Below are 16,866 nucleotides of genomic sequence, written 5' to 3' on the forward strand. Positions count from 1 at the left end.
GACTCGTCTGTACGTAGCGAGAATTACACGCTAGCTCCTCAAGGCCAATAGCTGGGACAACCGTCCATAGACTGGGATGAGATGGATATCAGGGACTGGGAAACAGTTATACCGGCGAGCGCGTAGGTTTAGTTGAACTATCTATCGCTCATTGTGGGCGACAAAAGCCGTCGCCAGAGCTCTTCTGGCGAGTAATCAAATCCGACAGTCCCAACCCACGAGTAATGCCAGCATTCCCAACCAACGCTCCGCCGTCCAGAGCTACGAGTATCCACCCGGTCAGTCTACGTGAAGTCAGTACGCCACCACGACGCTTGACGCGACGTACGGCCTCTACTGGGGACGCAATTGCTCGCCAAGAATTCGGTTTCACTGACGTTGAAGCCCTTGACGACGTGACAATCACCCACTACGGCCCCGGGACAAATCAGGCGATCAACTCGATTCTTGTCCCTATCGCGGGCGGCCCGAACAGCGATGCTGCTGTGACGCTCGCCAGCAGTATCGCCTCGGAGTGGGCCGCGTCAATTACGCTGCTGACAGTCATTCCAGAAGGCGCAACCGATACTCAACGACAGGCAGCCAACCGGCGACTAGAGACGTACGCTGAGAGTGTGGCTGACAGTTCGGTTGTGACAACCCTCGTTCGTAGCGACGATGTCGCCTCCGCAATCGCAACGGAAAGCGTCGCGCATGAACTCCTTGTCATCGGAGCGTCCGAACGGTCACTGTTCAAACGAGTTTTTCGTGGGACAATTCCTGAGCAACTCAGGCAAGAAACACACGCACCAATATTCGTAATCAGTCGGTAACTCACCACCGCTGAATACTGCCGAACGAATGGAGCCCCCAAATATTCCCCTCGGCAGCGACAACCCCTTGGTATGGTTGAGTACTGTGATAAGTGTGGGACGGAACTTGACTCATCTCAGGAACGCCACCAGCAGTACCGAATCGAGCATCCGTCGGATTCCGTCGAGACACTGAAAGGGCGTCTGTGCTCGGATTGTTTCTGGGAGCTCAAAGAGTGGCTCGAAACAGAGAAAGTCACGTAACGGCGTTCCCCGATTGAGCGATACAGCGTCTGCCCTTGCCAATCTATGCTCGAATTTAATAGACGTTAAGGGTTTCAACAGAGCCACGAATTCTCACCCGCCGTACTTTAAGTGAGTTGTCCGACGAATACCCTGTATGAGCACGCTGGCGGACACAATCCAAATCGAGAACGTCGTTGCATCCAGTGATCTCGGCCAGGAACTCGCCCTCGACCAACTCTCCACAGACCTTCCCGGCGCCGACTACAACCCCGAGGACTTCCCTGGCATCGTCTACCGCCTCCAGGAGCCGAAGTCAGCCACGCTGATTTTCCGCTCGGGCAAAGTCGTCTGCACCGGCGCGAAAAGCGTTGACGATGTCCACGAAGCCCTCGAAATCGTCTTCGATGACATCCGCGAGTTAGGCATCGATGTCGCGAGTAATCCGCCGATCGAGGTGCAGAATATCGTCTCTAGTGCCAACCTGAAGCAATCGTTGAACTTGAACGCGATTGCGATCGGCCTGGGGTTGGAGCAAATCGAGTATGAACCCGAACAGTTCCCTGGTCTTGTCTACCGGCTTGACGACCCCGATGTCGTCGTCCTTCTGTTCGGCAGTGGGAAACTCGTGATTACCGGCGCAAATGAATCTGAGGACGCCCAGCACGCGCTAGTACACGTCAAAGACCGCCTCACCGAACTCGGCCTGCTTGAGTAATCCCCCGTCTATAGAACGACTACCACGCGAAAGGAGCTGTGTTGCTGGGGCGAGTGGCATCCACCCGTCCCTGATCGCTGGGGACAGGGGTGTTACTCGCTGAAGTCGACGTACTGGGTTTCCCAGTCACGACGAGCAGCAATTTCTCGTTCTCCACGCTGTGTGAGTGTGTACACGTTCGTGCGCTTGTCGAGTTGTCCCTTTTCGACGAGGCCTTTGTCGACAAGGTCGTCGAGATTCGGATAGAGTCGGCCGTGATTGATGTCTTGCTCGTAGTAGTCCTCAAGTTCGTCCTTGACTGCGAGTCCATGTGGTTCGTCGAGCCCGGCGATCACGTACAAGATGTCCCGCTGGAATCCGGTTAGATCGTGCATTCGTCTATTTCTCTTCTTTTCGTGGGTGGATTAAGTGTTCTCTGGTGCTCGGAGGGGAATATTCGAGACTATTTGGCGGGAATTCCGCGTGAGGATTTCGAACCTTTATCTGGTGGGCGGGCGAAACCTGCGATGGAATGTCTGACCTCATCGTCAAAGCAGCCGTAAAGGACGAACTTTCGGAGCACAACGTCTCGGCCGATTTCTACGACGCCCTCAACGAGGAAGTCACCGAACTGCTCGATGACGCCGCCGACCGTGCCGAAGCGAACAACCGGAAGACGGTCCAGCCCCGCGACCTGTAACCCCGGATTTCGCGAGTTAACTCGTCACTCGAAGATACCGTTTTGTTGGGCCTGTACGAATTACCAGTAGTTGTCAATACGGCATCTTTGTTCAGAGTTGGGAATATAACCGCCGCTACGTACAGAGGAGCGATGTAACAGGTCATTTAGTCAGTTTCATCTGAAAGGAAGAATACAGAGAGAAAGTATTTACTGGACCAAGGCAGAGTCCCAATATGCCCTCTACATATACGCGCAGACGCTTGATTTCGAGTTCCGCGCTCGCCCTCACCACAATACTCACCGGCTGTTTGACGGACTCACCATCAAACAGAACCTCGCTGTCAGATGCGGAGGCGAAAGAACAGGCGCTCCAGGCAGAAGAAACCTATCTTGAGCGCCACCTCTCCAGCGCGAGTTGCCTCGACGATTGGGGCACAACTTCAACGACAGTTCGCAAAAGCGCGACTGTTACTGACCAACCAGCAGAGGGAGTTCGCGTCGAGGTGGTTCATCCCTACTGGTTCACGAGAACGCGGACTGAAGCAGGGTCAAACAAGTCCATTAAGACACACGCAGACGGCGGTTCACGCGCTCAGTACCTCGTGACACCGGAAACTATCGAGCGACTCAGTGGCGACTCTCTGTCTCCTTGTTAGGTTCAACAGCTCTCGCATTGATTTCACCCTATATATCATGAAAACTGCCTAGTCGTCGGATTTGACATCGATGATCTCGAATCGCGTGCCGCCATTAGGCCCCTCAGTAACGTAGATACCCCAGTCGTGTGCCTCAACAACTTGGTTAACGATTGCTAGCCCTAATCCGGTTCCGTCCGTCGCCGTTGAGTACCCGGACTCGAAGATATCCGTCTGCTCCTCCGACGGAATACCGCAGCCATCGTCCTCAACGTAGAACCCGTCTGGAAGACCACCAACAGTAACGGTTACATCATCTCCACCGTGTTCGACGGCGTTCCGAAAGAGGTTCACCAAGAGCTGTTTGAGTTGACTTCGATCTGCTCGAATTCGCTTCGTACTGGCGTTGTCTAAGGTGGCACGCTTCGTTTCGATATGGTCCCAGCACTCCTCACTGAGATCGTTAAGCGATACTGACGTTCGATCCTCAACCGGATCTGGGTTACGCGCCAACGTCAGGAGATCATCGATCAGAGCACGCATCCTGCCGTGAGTCTCGGCAACAGTGTCAATATGGTCGCTCTCGCAGTCCTCCTGGGCAAGTTCGAGATGACCTTCGGCGACGGTCAACGGGTTCTGCAAGTCGTGTGAGACGAAGCTTGTAAACTGCTCAAGGCGTTCGTTTTGTCGTGCTAACTCAGCCTCCCTGTTTTGGAGTTGCTCCGTCTGTTTGAGGGTATCTACCGCGACTGCAATCCCTTTTGCAAGTAACTTTCCGAGGACGAGATCTTCCTCATCGAACGCAGCCACCGTCGGCGATCCCGCGACCAAGATCCCATGTTCGTCGAGTGGGAGATAAAGTTCACTCCGTATCGGTGTCTCCGGATTGTATATATCTGGATCCGTACGTATATCGTCAATCGCCTGTGCCTCTCCCTGCTCAAAAGCCCGCCACGCAATACTATCTCCATTCGAGAACGCTGGGGGTGACCCGATAAGGTCGTCAACCTCCGACGTGCTACTTATCGGTACTAAGACATCGTGATCGTCGTCGTAAAGATTGCAGACGTTTGCATCCAACCCAATGATGTCTCGGGCGGCTTCGACACCTATCTCTGCGATCTTCTCGCGAGAATCGGCGGCCAACAATTCGTATGTCGTCTCGTGGAGGGCTTCCAATCGACGCTCGTGTTCTTTTCGCCGAGAGATATCTCGCGTCGTCAGTACATACCCATCAATCGAGGTCTCCGTCTCATTGCTACCGACGGTCTCGACCCAAACCCACGACCCATCCGCATGCTGAAACCGATACTCAACCCGTTCGGCTACTGGATCGGATTGTTTGATCATCTCGAGGAACGCCTCTGAGACACCTTCTCGATCGTCGGGATGAAAATAGTCGAAAGCGTTCTCGCCCTCTAAGTCTGCTGGCAAGTAGCCGAACAGTCGTTCCGCGGCAGGACTCACAAACTGCAGTTCTCCGGTCTCATCAACGACAGAGAGGAGATCGGAAGCGTGCTCGATAAATGCTTGATAGCGGTCTGTGAGCCGGGCAAGTTCCTGCTCACGAGCTTTCCGTTCACTAATGTCGCGTGAGAGTACAACGAACCGGTCGTTATTAGCTAAATCAAGCCGCACAACGTGGACCTCGACTGGGACCGTCGATCCATCTCTCCGCCGGAATTCAGTTTCTACCCGAAACCGTTCGCCGGTCTCTGTCGTTGCTAACTGTGCCTGGAGTTCATCCGGCTCGATAGTCGGATCGATTGTCCACACACCATCCCCCAGAATCTCTGACTCATCATATCCGAGTTCTTCGCAGAAGCGCTGATTTACATCGCAGATGACGCCATCCGCGTCGTGGGTATTGATCATATCCGGCGAATACTCGAATAATGCTTCGAGACGGGCTTGTGCTTCCTTGAGTTCTCGTGCCTGTTTGATTTCTGTGGTCGCATCACGAACCGTACAGACAAGTTCGTCGTTGTCGGTCAACGCGAGAGCATGATTCTCGATGAATGTTTCCCCACCAGCTCGAACGCCGATTGTCTCCCCACGCCAATACCCCTCTGAATCAACGGTTGGCAGAATTTCGGTCCGGATTTCTTCGGTATCTTCATCACGATACAGCAGCTCCCAACTCTCACCGATAAGGTCGTCAGAGTCATAGCCATAGAGGTTGGCGTACGCTTGGTTTACATAGACGAAGCGGCGATCTTCGTTGAGAATACTGATCCCTTCGCGTGCTGTTTCAATCGCGTCAAGCTGGCGTTGCTGTTCAGCCTGTGCCCGCACTCGATCGACGGCATTTCGAATGCGGTTAGCCAAGACCGTGTACTGGTCGGTTCCGGCTTCTTTTTGAAGATAGTCAGTAACACCGCCAGAGATCGCATTACTTGCGACTTCTTCAGAACCTTTTCCAGTAAATAAGATGAACGGAAGGTCTGGATAGTCGTCGCGGACAGCGTCAAGAAGTTCCAGGCCGTTCCGTTCGGGCATATCATAATCGGAGATGATACAGTCGAAGCGATTCTCAGTAAGCTTGTCAAGAGCGGTATCCGCGTTCGATGCTGTGTCGACGCTGAAGCAGTTATCCTCTCGTTCAAGAAACGTTGCGGTGAGGTCCGCAAGGTCATGATCGTCGTCGACGTGGAGGACACGAATGGTTCCGGAAGCCATACTCATAACTGGTCTTACTCTGGGGAAATAGGTGAGTCAACATATAAGACTTCGATTGATTCCCATAGAAGAAGAATTGGAACCCGAAATCCGTCGAGAATGTCGTAGCCATGAATCGCTTGATCGACCGAAATCCACTCACAGTCTCCGACTGATACTGCCTTGTTGCACGCAATACAGCATCGGGAGCAGGCAGTTTTCTACAGACTCACAGCATCAAAGAAGAGTTTTTGAACTCAGAAAATGCAGTCAGCCGGCACTCGCCGAGTCTACTGAAAGGGCAAAACCATGGTATCTAGGAGAGGGTGACTGAAAGGATGTGTCGCCGACGGATGGGTGGATGACAGGTAATATGACGGCAGTGGTCTCATTTCTGACGCCGAACTGGCGACACACTCGGGTAGTAGCTACTAGGGTATCGTAGGTTTTCGGACTACTACAAGTGTTTCCACGAACTGCCAGTATCGGGCATCAATCCGGGTAACAAAGCGGGTGTCGCTGGAGGTTGGGGGTGACAGGCGATGCCGACGTCAGAGGTATGTCAGCCGTTAGCGTCCCTCCAGCGACACGATACACTGCACGGTCGCTGTATGTAGGCGTTATGGTAACAAACTACCCCACCGCGCCTCAAAGAGCGTCCACCGCCGACTCTCCACACTCACACATGGTGTCGAGAGTTCCGCAAACTCGTAGTGACCGCCGCAGTCTACAACCTCGACAAGCACTCAAACAGTGAACCCCCGCCATCATCGGATTCAACAAAGCAGACGTATCAATATCCTCACTCCTTGAAGCCGGAGGCTCCGCCTCAAAACTGGTGAAATCCGGTGATCGTTCTGTCCGCCCCACCAACGATATCCTGCCACAGTAACGTCGGACCGGGGTCGAACTTGACGCGAAAGCGGTAGGCAGTCATCCCTGCATCTCCGCTCCCGTACGGAAGCTGGTGAGATCGTCGATACGCTGTTCGAGCTCCTCGATCTCCGCTCGGAGCTGGTTCGCCTCATCGTCCTCGCTGGCAGCAAGGCGGTCTTTCAACCCCTGCAATCGGGACTCTTTGACGTCTTCATCGACCTCCGCTTTACGAACGTATTCGCTTTCTTCGACCTCGTACACATCGGATTCCGAAAGCGTGGTGACTTCAAGGACTTCATCGACTTTCGAACGATCAACGCTCAGGACACGTTCACGGTCGATACCAGCGTTCTCGAGGTGGTCCAGCACCTCCTCGTCGTTTTTGAGCGAACGATTTCGGCGACTCGTCCGCTGGACGGAGCCATACTGTCCAGCGACCGGACGGTCGTGATGGAGTCGAGCAAGGAGGATATCCGCGACCTCCTGGCGGAACTCGTTGGCATCTCGCTGGACATCTGAAAGCAGGGTGTAGAGATTCACCAACGCATTCGTCTCCAGTTCAGAGAGATCAGTCATATCGTGACGTTCGAGTGCGTCAATAAGGAGGAGTGCATCCGAGTAGACATCAAGTCCGTCGGGCTCAGTCCGTTCCTCATCCGTGGCTTCCTGCTCTGCACCCAGCACCTGCGTTGCCGTCGCTACCTCTGATTGAGTGATAACGCCAGCGTCCTCATCAACCTCGAATCGGGGATGGACACTCCACACCGCTGGATATGGGTCGGCATCTGTCGGGAGACGATCAAGGTCAAACCCATTGGGGACGTCCTCAATTCGTCGATAGAGCGTTTCGAACTGGTCGCGCTGGAGCGGCCGCGTCTCGTTGCTGTCTTCGAACTGAATGATAACGCGAGCGTCCTGCACGTCAGTAATACGAAATCGGTGATGGGAGAGCGGCGTGATGAGCGTCGCACTCTCGGAAAGGCCGTCGAGTTCATCAAGGAGCGTGTGCCAGCTAGCGGTGAAAGACATATGCAGTAGTTGTGCGCCATCCCGATTAAAACCCGCTTGCTGTTCGAAACGTATCCGAAGTATCGTCGCCCATCTCGCACCGGACCGCCTACATCTCGCGGGCGTCGCGGTTTTCGGCCCGCACGCCGATTGTGCCACATTCGGTCAGCAGCGGTCAGAGTCACGGCGGCCGTGATCACAGTAGTTACGAACGACAGAGTTTATGAACTGCACCAGGCTGTCATATGTATTGAGAAGAGCGCCCTCAACTTCTGAGCGGTAGGATTTCCGATAGCAGCATTTGATTATTGGGGGATGTATTCAAGTTCGATGTCGGGGAGACCATAGGTTGGGGGATGAAGCTCTGCGAACGATTCATCGGCAGTGTAGATGGTCGGCTTTTGGTGCTGCCATCGATACGCCAAGCAAAACACGGGGACATCTTTCGGTTGGATATCGAGCAGATGTCCGAGCAGGTTTACTGGTGGGGCCTCTCGGATTGCCTGAAGGTCCATCTCTTCGACAGCTGCTTGATCGGGTTCCACAATTGATTGCGGTTTAGCAATTCGAACAGCGAAATTGGAGATCGTCTGTTCAACATCAGCCGCATCGACATGCTCAGATCGGTAGAAGGCTTCTCGCACCTCCTCAAAAATGTATGCGTCCAGCACGACTTGGCGGTCGCCGACTTCCGCACCGTTCACAAGCCCGGTAGCTTTTGGATGTGCTTCAGTGATTCCTAAAACCCAAATATTACTGTCGAAAACGTCCATCTAGGAGCCCGGCGTTACTCGTCGATGGATACGCGTCGCTCTTCGTCGCGCAGCTCGGGTAGCATCTGGTGAAGGTCCCACTCCACCCTCTCGTTGATCTGGCGCTGGGATCGCCGTGCTTCTTCAGTAGTACGGGTCGTCTGTTGCGCCGCCCGCAGTACTTCAGCGCCCTGTTCGGTCATAGTCATCTCATCCTATTAGGTCAAGATGCATTATTCTTGTGCAACCCGGCTTGACATCCTCCTCCGCGTGAACGCGCCACCCTTGCCCGCTACGACTTCCAGCTATTTCTGAGAACCCTTCAACAATCTGCTACCCAAGACCGTGCTGGTGGACTACCCCCTACCTACTCGCCGCCTTCGGCGGTTCCTTAAAGAAGGGGGGCTTACCGCCTGTAATTTGCTGAAGTATTTGACGACGTCGTCGTGTGGGACGCCGGTCGCGATAACGCTTGAGATGGGTACGTTCGTATCAAGAACCGGCTTCATTCACCAGATCCCCGCGCTTCATGCACTAACTCATCAACCTCCTCCATCGACAGTTCGACTGTTTCGGCTCGCTCTTCGACCCGCTGTTGGAACTCTTCGACCGATGGGAGTTCAAGTTTCTTCAAGACGAGCCCGTAGTCGGTTGGGACGACCATCAGCTTCGTGCCTCTTTCGAGGCCGAATTCCTCCCGTAGCCGGCTTGGAATCGTGATCTGGCCTTTCGATGTTACGGTGGTTACTTCAGGATCGTCAGTACTCATTAGATAGTTCTACGTAAGGATTTCTTACGCATTGGCTTGGATCCATCGGCCATCCACTACTACGAGCCACCACGGCCACGCACCGACAGACACCACCTGTAGTCAGCGACCCACCGCTGAAGGGGTGGGCTTGTCGGTGGACTCCCGTTCTGCCGACACCGGGGTGTCGGACGCCACTTCAGTAGCGCTCACGGTCATGATCCCCGACTTGAGGGCGTACTGACAGAACGCCCCTCCAGCGGGGGACTTCTGCCCCCGCTGGAGTTTGAGTGCGAGCTTCCGCGCCACATTCTTCGCCGCATTATAATCCGCGTTCACCGAGTACGAGCAATCCAAGCACACGAACTGTTGGCCGTCACGATTCTCCTCCAGCGTACACCCGCACTTCGAGCACTGCTGGCTCGTATACGACGGTTCGACTGTCTCGACAACGATCCCAGCCAGTTCTGCTTTATTCGCTGTCTGTTCCTGCAGTTCGCGGAACGCCCACTGCTGGAACTTCGCGCCGTCGCTGATGCGCTCTCGAATCCGCTCCAAGTTCTCGAAGGCGATATGCGTGCAGCCGTGGCGCTTGGCTTCCGCAACGAGTTGTTTGGAGCACTGATGGAGGTAATCCTCACTCCAGCGGCCGAACCGGTCACCGATGCGCTGATACGTCAGGTGGGCACTTCGCGTGCCAGTTTGTTGGAGGCTGGCGCGGCGCTTTTCGAATTCGCGGCGTTGGTGGTTGAGATAGTCGGCGTTGCCGATGAACGCGCCAGTGCTGGTGGTGGCGATGTGGTCGTCGACGTTGCAGTCCACGCCCAGGACTCTCGAATCTTGGGCTTTCTCAGGACGACTCGCGTCGACCTCTTGCTCCATCGCCGCGTGCAGGTAGAACTCGTCGCCCTCACTATCGTAGTGGACGGTGCTTGTTGAGAATGAGTAGTCGTCGTTCAGGAGGTACTGGCCGTGTGGTGTGCCTTCGGGGTTGTCGGGCAGGATGTAGTCGCATTCGACGCGGCCGTTGACGGTGGCGAGACTCACCTTCTCGCGGTAGTAGGTTGCCGCGCGCTTGTCGTAGACGATGCTGAACGTGTCGTATTCGGGCTGGCTGGTGTTCTCACCCTCGGCTAGTCTATCCACGCAGTTGCCAATATCGTCGGTGGCGCGTTTGATGGCCTTCTGGACGAGGTTGGCGTGGAGATAGTCGGTTTCTTCGCGGAGGTCGTCGTAGATGGCGGCTTCGGCTTTGTTTTTGCTGGTGATGCAGTCCTCGTCGGGATAGCGCCACGCCCACTCACTGGTGCGGTTGGCACAGTACTGGAATTTCTTGTTGGTGGCGTGGAGGTCGCTCTTACGGTCGTCGGGTACGTCAAGGCGAACCCGCACCGTTCGCGTTACCTCCCACACCATGTACGTCACAGAAATCTCTATACCTTATTAATAGCTTTGAATCCATTGGGGGAGTCGGCAATGCCGGTATCGGCGGGTTGTCGCACAAAACGTACGCGCTTGCTCCCACCCCTGAAGGGGTGGGCTTCCGCGCTGCTACCGCTGTGAACCCCAACCCAAGCCATCACCAAAACGACAGCAAACTACACCCCTTCCTCGCTTACCGCTGTGGCGGTTCGCTCGCCGGGAGCTTCTTGCTTCGTGCGACACGATCCCGCCGCATTTATCGGATTCAACAGAGGGGAGGGGGTGTCGGAGTGTAACGAATCGGGCTACTCGAGTTGTGTGGTGATCTTACTCAGTCGGTCGTCTTCACCGACCTTATCAATGACTAGGTCTGGATCAACCGAGAGACTGTACATGTTCGTCATGCCACGTCCACGACCTCGGCCACGACGGTCGCCTTCGAGGATATTTCCATGGACAAGATCGTTGAGTTTCTCCCGGAAGGTTCCTTGTTGATACGTAGCCGCGCCGATCTGTTTCGTGAAACGCTTGTATCGACGATAGAGTTCTGTCGTTCCTTCGGGGGCGTCTCCGGCGCGCTCTGCTTCGAGAACAGTAAGAAGAGCAATCTTCCGCTGCGTCGTCTCACCGCGAATGCCTTTCCCGATGGTTTCTTCTTGGATTTCTTCGCGGGCCTCACGGACGTGGGACTCCTCAACAGTGTCACTGCCGTTGTCCAGAGCGAGGTCACATGCGGTCGATAGGAGATGAATTGCTTGGCGGGCGTCACCGGTGTCTTGCCCAGCAAGCGCAGCACAAAGTGGTATTACATCGTCTGAGATTACGTCGCTACGGAGATACTCGGAGTCTCTAATGTCGTCCTCAAAGTACGTATCGCGAAGTGCACGGCATGCGCGTCGGGAAAGAATATCGCGAAGCTGATTAGCGTCGTACGGACTGAAGACGACTTCGCGACTGCCGAGCGATGACCGGATATCCGCGTCAAGGTTCTCGTGGAACTGGTAGTCATTCGTGATGCCAATCACACCGATTGAGATACCGTCTATCGACGCGCGAGGGAGCTCGTAGAGGACGTAGTTATCCTCTTGAATGCCGTCAATCTCGTCGAGGACGATGATGACCATGCCACCAATCGCCTGAAGGTCGTCCGAGAGCATCTCGAACAACTCGACTTTCGTTGGGCCGCGCGGTTTCTCGACCGTCTTGTCGTAGCGCGCTTCACGAGCCTGTTTGACGAGATCCGCGAGGACGTTCCACGATTTCCCCGCGCCCTTACAGCTAACCCGAAGGACGGTGAGCGTGACGTCACCCTCCGTGTCGGCCCATTCCTGAAGTTGTTCCGTCTTCAGGTTGACCCCTACTGTCTTCCCCTGTCCCGTTGGACCGTAGACGAGGATGTTCCGAGGCGATCCACCGAGAGTGATTGGCCGGAGAGCAGAATGAATGCGGGAGAGTTCGTCCTCTCGCTCCGGAAGCTCGGTCGGTTTGTATGTATCCGGCTCCGGGTCGAGGACGTCGACATCTTCGTAGATTCCCTGTTCGGCGCCGAACGGTTCCATGATACCGACCCAATACACTACATTATGATAAAACCATGGGAGTGAACAGAGTGATGAGAGTGAACAGAGTGATGGAGGGGGTATCGGAGTGTATCAGGATCTGCACGAAGACCGAAGGGACAAACGGGGAGGTGAGACTGATCCGACTGGATGCTTGAGATTGAGGGTACCGGAGGGGGAGGGGGTATCGGAGTGTAACTCTCACGAAGGTCTTTCCCAGTAAGGACGAAAGAACGAATGCAATAGAAGCTGTGAAACGGCTCAAAAGAGCTATTTAGGGACTGTTCTCTACGGAACAGTTGTTTCTCCATGCATGGTAGCATGAGCACAGTTATATTATTATAACGTTTTCTATTAACGTTAAGTAAGTAAGTAATAGTGTAGAGTAATTATAGAGCCTAGAAGACCTATTCTAACCAGTATTAGAATATATACAATGTCCCTGTTTTCCCGCTATTCTACTGGTCTTTATATTATCCGATCATTCGGTCCGAATTCCCTCCACTCTCGCTTTGATTTACACTCCGATACCCCCTCCCCCTGTCACCGGGCTGATTAACCAACAAGCCTGTCTTTTCGCAGATCTGTTGGTTAATCCTGATCCGATATCGTATTCAGGAGTTACCGCCAGCTCGTTGACCGTCTGGAACTCACACTCGGTGATATCGGCATCACCGTCGAGCAAGTGACTGAGTGTGCGTCGAGTAGCGAGTGCCCCGCGTGTGGCAGCGATAATGTCACTCGTGAGGGCAACGCGTTCCGCTGCCATGAGTGCGAGTTAGACGCGCATAGTGACGTTGTCAGGGCGTGGAATCTGCTAGAAGCAGAGGTTGGGCCGATGGCGCGGCCCGCTGCCCTCGCAGCTGAACGCCCGAGAGATGCACCCAATCCTGGGGCGTACTGGGAGTGGAATGGATACGACTGGACACCCATGAATTTTGGGGAACAGTCGAGCATCGTGTTTAGTTTAGTGAGTTCCACCAGACGGCGAAGGCTTGCAACCACGATTCCGCTGTTGTTGGCTCGACGTGGCTGAAACTATTACTGAACGAGGAAGTTCGACGTTTTATCTCTCGAAAGATACGTTCGACAGCATTCCGATTCCCATGCCGAACGGTCTGGAATCGAAGCCCGACTCGCTGGAGTGCTGTTTTGAGATGCTGGGCGTGATCAACTAGAAACACGGCATCTTCAACGTCGTGTTTCTCGCGTAACTCCTGCAGGAATCGTTCAGTCAACGCCGTTGTTGTCGTCGGAAACAGCCGTACGTGCAGGAATCTGTTTGATTCGGGATTGACGGCAGCGTACAGCCAGTACTGCTGGCCGTCGATGCGGATCACCGTTTCGTCAACCGCAATCTGATCCGGACTGGCATCGCTGGCGGGCTATAGATCAGCTTTCTGCACCCAGTCATGGATGGCTTTCCGCGAGCGTTGGACACCGAACTTCTCAAGTTCTTTGACGGTATTCGAAAGTGAGAGTCCAGCCAGATGGAGGCGAATACCAAGCTGCATCAGCTCGCTCGGTGTCCGCTCTCGCTCCACAAACTCTAACTCGATCCAGTCGCTACAGCCACTGAGGCGGGTGATTTCTGCCATGAACCAGCTGAAAATCACTCTCGCCTCACTTTTCAGCCTTAACTAAACACGACCGTGCTTCCCTACCCCACATTTTCCCCTCTGCGTGGTGATAATGTATTGTGAATCACCCGTCTCTCCGGGGTTATGGAGCGGTCCTCGTTGTTGGTGTCGCGGTCATCTGTATGGGCGTGATTGCGCTCGGCTTCATCATGCCCACCCGACTCTTCGAAAGTACGGTGGGATTAGTCGCCTTCTTCGCCGCCACCCTCCTGATGGTCATCTGCGCAGTTGTTGCGAACCTCTACAATCTACGGGAAATTCTCCACGAGGAATTCGGCTGAATCTGCTTATTTAGGCGGTGTGGTAGAGCCTTCTCGATAGTATTTCTTATATAAGCAAGCCCATATATTATTCACTAGAAAATAACTCGCACAAAAAGCATATATGGCAGCATGGAACAATCCCTGATATCGTTCAAACACACATACCCAACTAACGAATGTCACAGCATACCGTCAACGCCACTGTCCCAATCAAGCCCGCCGATGCCTTATTCCCCAGCTGGGCAACCAGCATCAACGCATCCGGGCTCTTCCGTGAAGCAGTGGCCGAGCAAATGATGTATCGAGACATCGACCGCGACGAACTCTCGACGCTCACCGAAGAGACACTCACTGAAACCAGTCGGGGACCTCGACAACCTCCTCGAACAGACCTCCAGTATCGAGGACTTGGACACCCTGCTCGAAACGGATCCCAACTCCGACTAACAGATACACCACCAGATGAACAATCCACCCTCTGACTCGGCGAGCGATGCACCGGCCACTCAGTCGCTCTCGGCTAATGCCCAGTCGTCCCAGTCCCTAAGCAGTAACCGTTTCAAACCGACTCTCACACAGGCGCGTCCACGAGTTATATCCCTCACGATGGGGCTCGCGTTCCTGGTCGTTGCCGTCGGTCCAGCCGCCGCACAGAGTCAGATCGGCAATGTGTACTGCGACACTGGCGTCGCCACCGGTATCGATCTCGTATTTGGGGCGATCGCAGGCCTCGGCCTGCCCGCAACCGGCTTCTACACTGGGAAAGCTGGTCTTTCATATATGCGCGCCGGCGGTAACCCTGAGAAGAAGAACGATGCCAAAGAAAAACTCGTCATGTCCGGTATCGGTTTTGGCATCGTCGTCCTCGCATTGATCTCGCCCACGCTCATCGACAAGGTCGGCAGTCAGATGGGGTTCGGGTTCTCGGGCTGCGTGAAGCCCTTCTAGCCCCCATCTGAGATAGCTAGCGAACTGTCCCCGCTCCCCTCGCCCGGAATAGAATGCACGCTCGAACGACAGGCGCCGCACTTGCCCTACTCCTTGTGAGTGGCACTGTTGGGATTGGCGTTGCAGGAGGCATAAATGTCGAAATACCATCTGATCCCGGGGATGTAGTTCCTGACGATGGACCCGACTACGGCGTGAACAACAGCACCTTCCAGCGGCTCTGGTCGGAAGACGTCGACAACGGTAATCTCTCGGCCGACGATTTTAATGGGGCAAACGTCTCATCACGCGCCGAATTCGCTCACCGACTTGCCCAGTCGACAGACATCCCGTTCGCTCGCCCACCTCAAGCCGCTTCAAACTGGAATAGTGGCGACTTCAGCGATTACAATCCTGGCGGCCAAGATACGTCTGTCTACCCTGCTAGTGCCTCCCTCGAAGACGGCGTGTACATCAAAGATGCGTATGCCAGTATCTTCGCCGTTCAACCCTCAACAGTTCTCCATCAGACAAACGGGGCGACACAATATGTTCCCCCAGAGGGACAGGTCCGGGCACTCAGCGACTACCGCGTTGCTGTTCCTGAGGGAGACCAGACCGGCCCACACCGTGAACGCTGGTCGATCGACCGCACGAGTATCGAGTCTATGGAACTCTCCACAGATGGTCGAACTATCGACACCGGAAGCGGCCATCAGACTACGCTGCAGTACACCGACCTCTCGGGATCACCGCAGCTGATCGTCGAGACCAATATCACGGTAACGCTTCGTCATGTCACACTGGATTGCCCATCCTGGAACTCCACGAGATCCAGTTGTGGCGGGGATTGGAATCGCGTTGTCGAAACCGTTGAAGCATCAAAAACGGTATCGGCATCACAGACCGTCGTCGTTAATCAACTCTCCGGCATTTCTGGAAACCGCGTCCAGTTTGAGGCACGCGAGAACCAGGTCGGTGCTGTCGTCCATCCGAATACGGAATGGTCGACGATTACGATCGACGGCGATGTTCGGGCCCGAAGCAATTGGTGGTTCTACACGGCCGGACGATCCGGCTGGCAGACGATGTTCACGGGCACCGCGACCAACACGTCACGTGCTGAGTCGTCGGTGCGTCCCGTCCAAGTTCACGCGTTCCCGAGCCAGCAAGCGCCGTACGTACCGACCGAACCGACTGACGACGGGAAGCGGCCACTCGTTATCGAGGAAACGTGGGGCACAAAGCAGTCAGGGCCGTCGCTGCCGGCGAATATTGACCTCGGGTCTGCCAATCCGTACGTGAATGCAGATTCGATTGCCCTGAGTTCCACAACCCTCGACGAAAGCGCCTTCCGCGAGGTTACGGTGCAAGGAATCGTCCGCGGGCAATCACGAACGGTGTCCCTATCCAAGCAGCAGACCGTCCGAGAGACGAATCTCACCCTATCCGTCACCGAAGCTAATGCAACCCAGGCGGTCGTTCGTGCGATGGTCACCGAGAACGCAACCGGCGATGCTGTCACGACTGGCCGCGTGACAATCGGCAACCAGACCACGGCGCTCAACAGCAGCGGAATGGCCGCCGTTACCATCTCGAATCCGTCCCTGCTCGTTCGAGGCCAGTACACCTCGGATGCTTGGTGGCGGACTGACCAGCCCTATGCAGCGTCGAAAGACGTCGCGAAAACTCCCGCTAACTTCCCCGAGTTCCAGACGCTCATCGACCTCGTCGTTGTGACGATGCTCTGGTTCATCCCCGTTACTGTCCTGGTCTTCGGCTTCGACTACATGTCCGGCGGCACGCTGCTCGGACTTACAAACCGATCATGAACGACAACACAAGCTCACTTAGTCACGACAGGTGTGTCGACCGTCGAACAGTTCTTAGTGGCCTCAGCGGCGTTCTCGTTGCTCTCGCTGGCTGTTCCTCCTCGCCATCCGATACCAATAGTCCTAGTTCCGG

General features: G+C 55.0%; 15 protein-coding genes and 2 pseudogenes. 7 read left to right on the plus strand and 10 right to left on the minus strand.

All coding sequences use genetic code 11. From position 1 onward, the window contains the following. The first annotated feature begins 224 nt into the window (after positions 1 to 224). Positions 225 to 812, plus strand: a complete 588-nt coding sequence (locus LPA46_RS19155) for a universal stress protein (protein WP_442908237.1) — start codon at positions 225 to 227, stop codon at positions 810 to 812. A gap of 379 nt (positions 813 to 1,191) precedes the next feature. Next, a complete protein-coding gene (locus LPA46_RS10465; protein ID WP_230892460.1) occupies positions 1,192 to 1,752 on the plus strand; it encodes a TATA-box-binding protein in 561 nt (186 codons plus the stop codon). 92 nt (positions 1,753 to 1,844) lie between these two features. On the opposite strand, the gene LPA46_RS10470 is transcribed toward LPA46_RS10465, so the two are convergent. Next, a complete protein-coding gene (locus LPA46_RS10470) occupies positions 1,845 to 2,126 on the minus strand; it encodes a PadR family transcriptional regulator (protein ID WP_230892461.1) in 282 nt (93 codons plus the stop codon). A gap of 137 nt (positions 2,127 to 2,263) precedes the next feature. Here LPA46_RS10470 and LPA46_RS10475 point away from each other — a divergent pair, with 137 nt between their 5' ends. Further along, on the plus strand, positions 2,264 to 2,431 hold the full coding sequence (locus LPA46_RS10475; protein ID WP_230892462.1) for a DUF1931 domain-containing protein: 168 nt from the start codon (positions 2,264 to 2,266) through the stop codon (positions 2,429 to 2,431). A 686-nt stretch (positions 2,432 to 3,117) separates the two neighbouring features. Here the strand turns inward: LPA46_RS10475 and LPA46_RS10480 are convergent. The 8 genes and pseudogenes from LPA46_RS10480 to LPA46_RS10510 all read right to left on the minus strand — a co-directional run bounded on the left by LPA46_RS10480 (position 3,118) and on the right by LPA46_RS10510 (position 12,071). Beyond that, entirely contained in the window at positions 3,118 to 5,727 is a 2,610-nt protein-coding gene (locus LPA46_RS10480) for a PAS domain S-box protein (RefSeq protein WP_230892463.1), read from the minus strand. 820 nt (positions 5,728 to 6,547) lie between these two features. Beyond that, a pseudogene (locus LPA46_RS19160) lies at positions 6,548 to 6,643 on the minus strand (IS1096 element passenger TnpR family protein); the annotation flags it as partial. Next, positions 6,640 to 7,611: a hypothetical protein gene (locus LPA46_RS10485; RefSeq protein WP_230892464.1), complete on the minus strand. Its 972-nt coding sequence runs from the start codon at positions 7,609 to 7,611 to the stop codon at positions 6,640 to 6,642. The pseudogene LPA46_RS19160 and the gene LPA46_RS10485, both read right to left, overlap by 4 nt. A gap of 284 nt (positions 7,612 to 7,895) precedes the next feature. Beyond that, entirely contained in the window at positions 7,896 to 8,363 is a 468-nt protein-coding gene (locus tag LPA46_RS10490; protein ID WP_230892465.1) for a hypothetical protein, read from the minus strand. Between the two features lie 14 nt (positions 8,364 to 8,377). Next, positions 8,378 to 8,545, minus strand: a complete 168-nt coding sequence (locus LPA46_RS10495) for a hypothetical protein (protein WP_230892466.1) — start codon at positions 8,543 to 8,545, stop codon at positions 8,378 to 8,380. A 302-nt stretch (positions 8,546 to 8,847) separates the two neighbouring features. Next, positions 8,848 to 9,111, minus strand: coding sequence for an AbrB/MazE/SpoVT family DNA-binding domain-containing protein (locus tag LPA46_RS10500; protein WP_059059218.1), 264 nt, complete (start codon positions 9,109 to 9,111; stop codon positions 8,848 to 8,850). Between the two features lie 102 nt (positions 9,112 to 9,213). After that, on the minus strand, positions 9,214 to 10,506 hold the full coding sequence (locus tag LPA46_RS10505; protein WP_230892467.1) for an RNA-guided endonuclease InsQ/TnpB family protein: 1,293 nt from the start codon (positions 10,504 to 10,506) through the stop codon (positions 9,214 to 9,216). 311 nt (positions 10,507 to 10,817) lie between these two features. Continuing rightward, positions 10,818 to 12,071, minus strand: coding sequence for a Cdc6/Cdc18 family protein (locus LPA46_RS10510; RefSeq protein WP_230892468.1), 1,254 nt, complete (start codon positions 12,069 to 12,071; stop codon positions 10,818 to 10,820). Positions 12,072 to 12,678: 607 nt separating this feature from the next. On the opposite strand from LPA46_RS10510, the gene LPA46_RS10515 reads away from it, so the two are divergent. Beyond that, entirely contained in the window at positions 12,679 to 13,107 is a 429-nt protein-coding gene (locus tag LPA46_RS10515) for a zinc ribbon domain-containing protein (protein WP_330166334.1), read from the plus strand. On the opposite strand, the pseudogene LPA46_RS10520 reads toward LPA46_RS10515, so the two are convergent. Then, positions 13,034 to 13,669, minus strand: a pseudogene (locus tag LPA46_RS10520) (IS6 family transposase). The gene LPA46_RS10515 and the pseudogene LPA46_RS10520 overlap by 74 nt on opposite strands. Positions 13,670 to 13,770: 101 nt before the next feature. Between LPA46_RS10520 and LPA46_RS10525 the strand changes: the two are divergent. The 3 genes from LPA46_RS10525 to LPA46_RS10535 all read left to right on the plus strand — a co-directional run bounded on the left by LPA46_RS10525 (position 13,771) and on the right by LPA46_RS10535 (position 16,733). Next, positions 13,771 to 13,992 carry a hypothetical protein gene (locus LPA46_RS10525; RefSeq protein WP_230892469.1) on the plus strand — a complete coding sequence of 74 codons (222 nt, stop codon included), beginning with the start codon at positions 13,771 to 13,773 and terminating at the stop codon, positions 13,990 to 13,992. A 444-nt stretch (positions 13,993 to 14,436) separates the two neighbouring features. Further along, on the plus strand, positions 14,437 to 14,922 hold the full coding sequence (locus tag LPA46_RS10530) for a pilin (RefSeq protein ID WP_442908238.1): 486 nt from the start codon (positions 14,437 to 14,439) through the stop codon (positions 14,920 to 14,922). 53 nt (positions 14,923 to 14,975) lie between these two features. Then, positions 14,976 to 16,733, plus strand: a complete 1,758-nt coding sequence (locus LPA46_RS10535) for a hypothetical protein (RefSeq protein ID WP_269073665.1) — start codon at positions 14,976 to 14,978, stop codon at positions 16,731 to 16,733. Positions 16,734 to 16,866 lie beyond the last annotated feature (133 nt).

Source organism: Halobacterium sp. KA-6, from assembly GCF_021029015.1.
Taxonomy (GTDB): Archaea; Halobacteriota; Halobacteria; order Halobacteriales; family Halobacteriaceae; genus Halobacterium.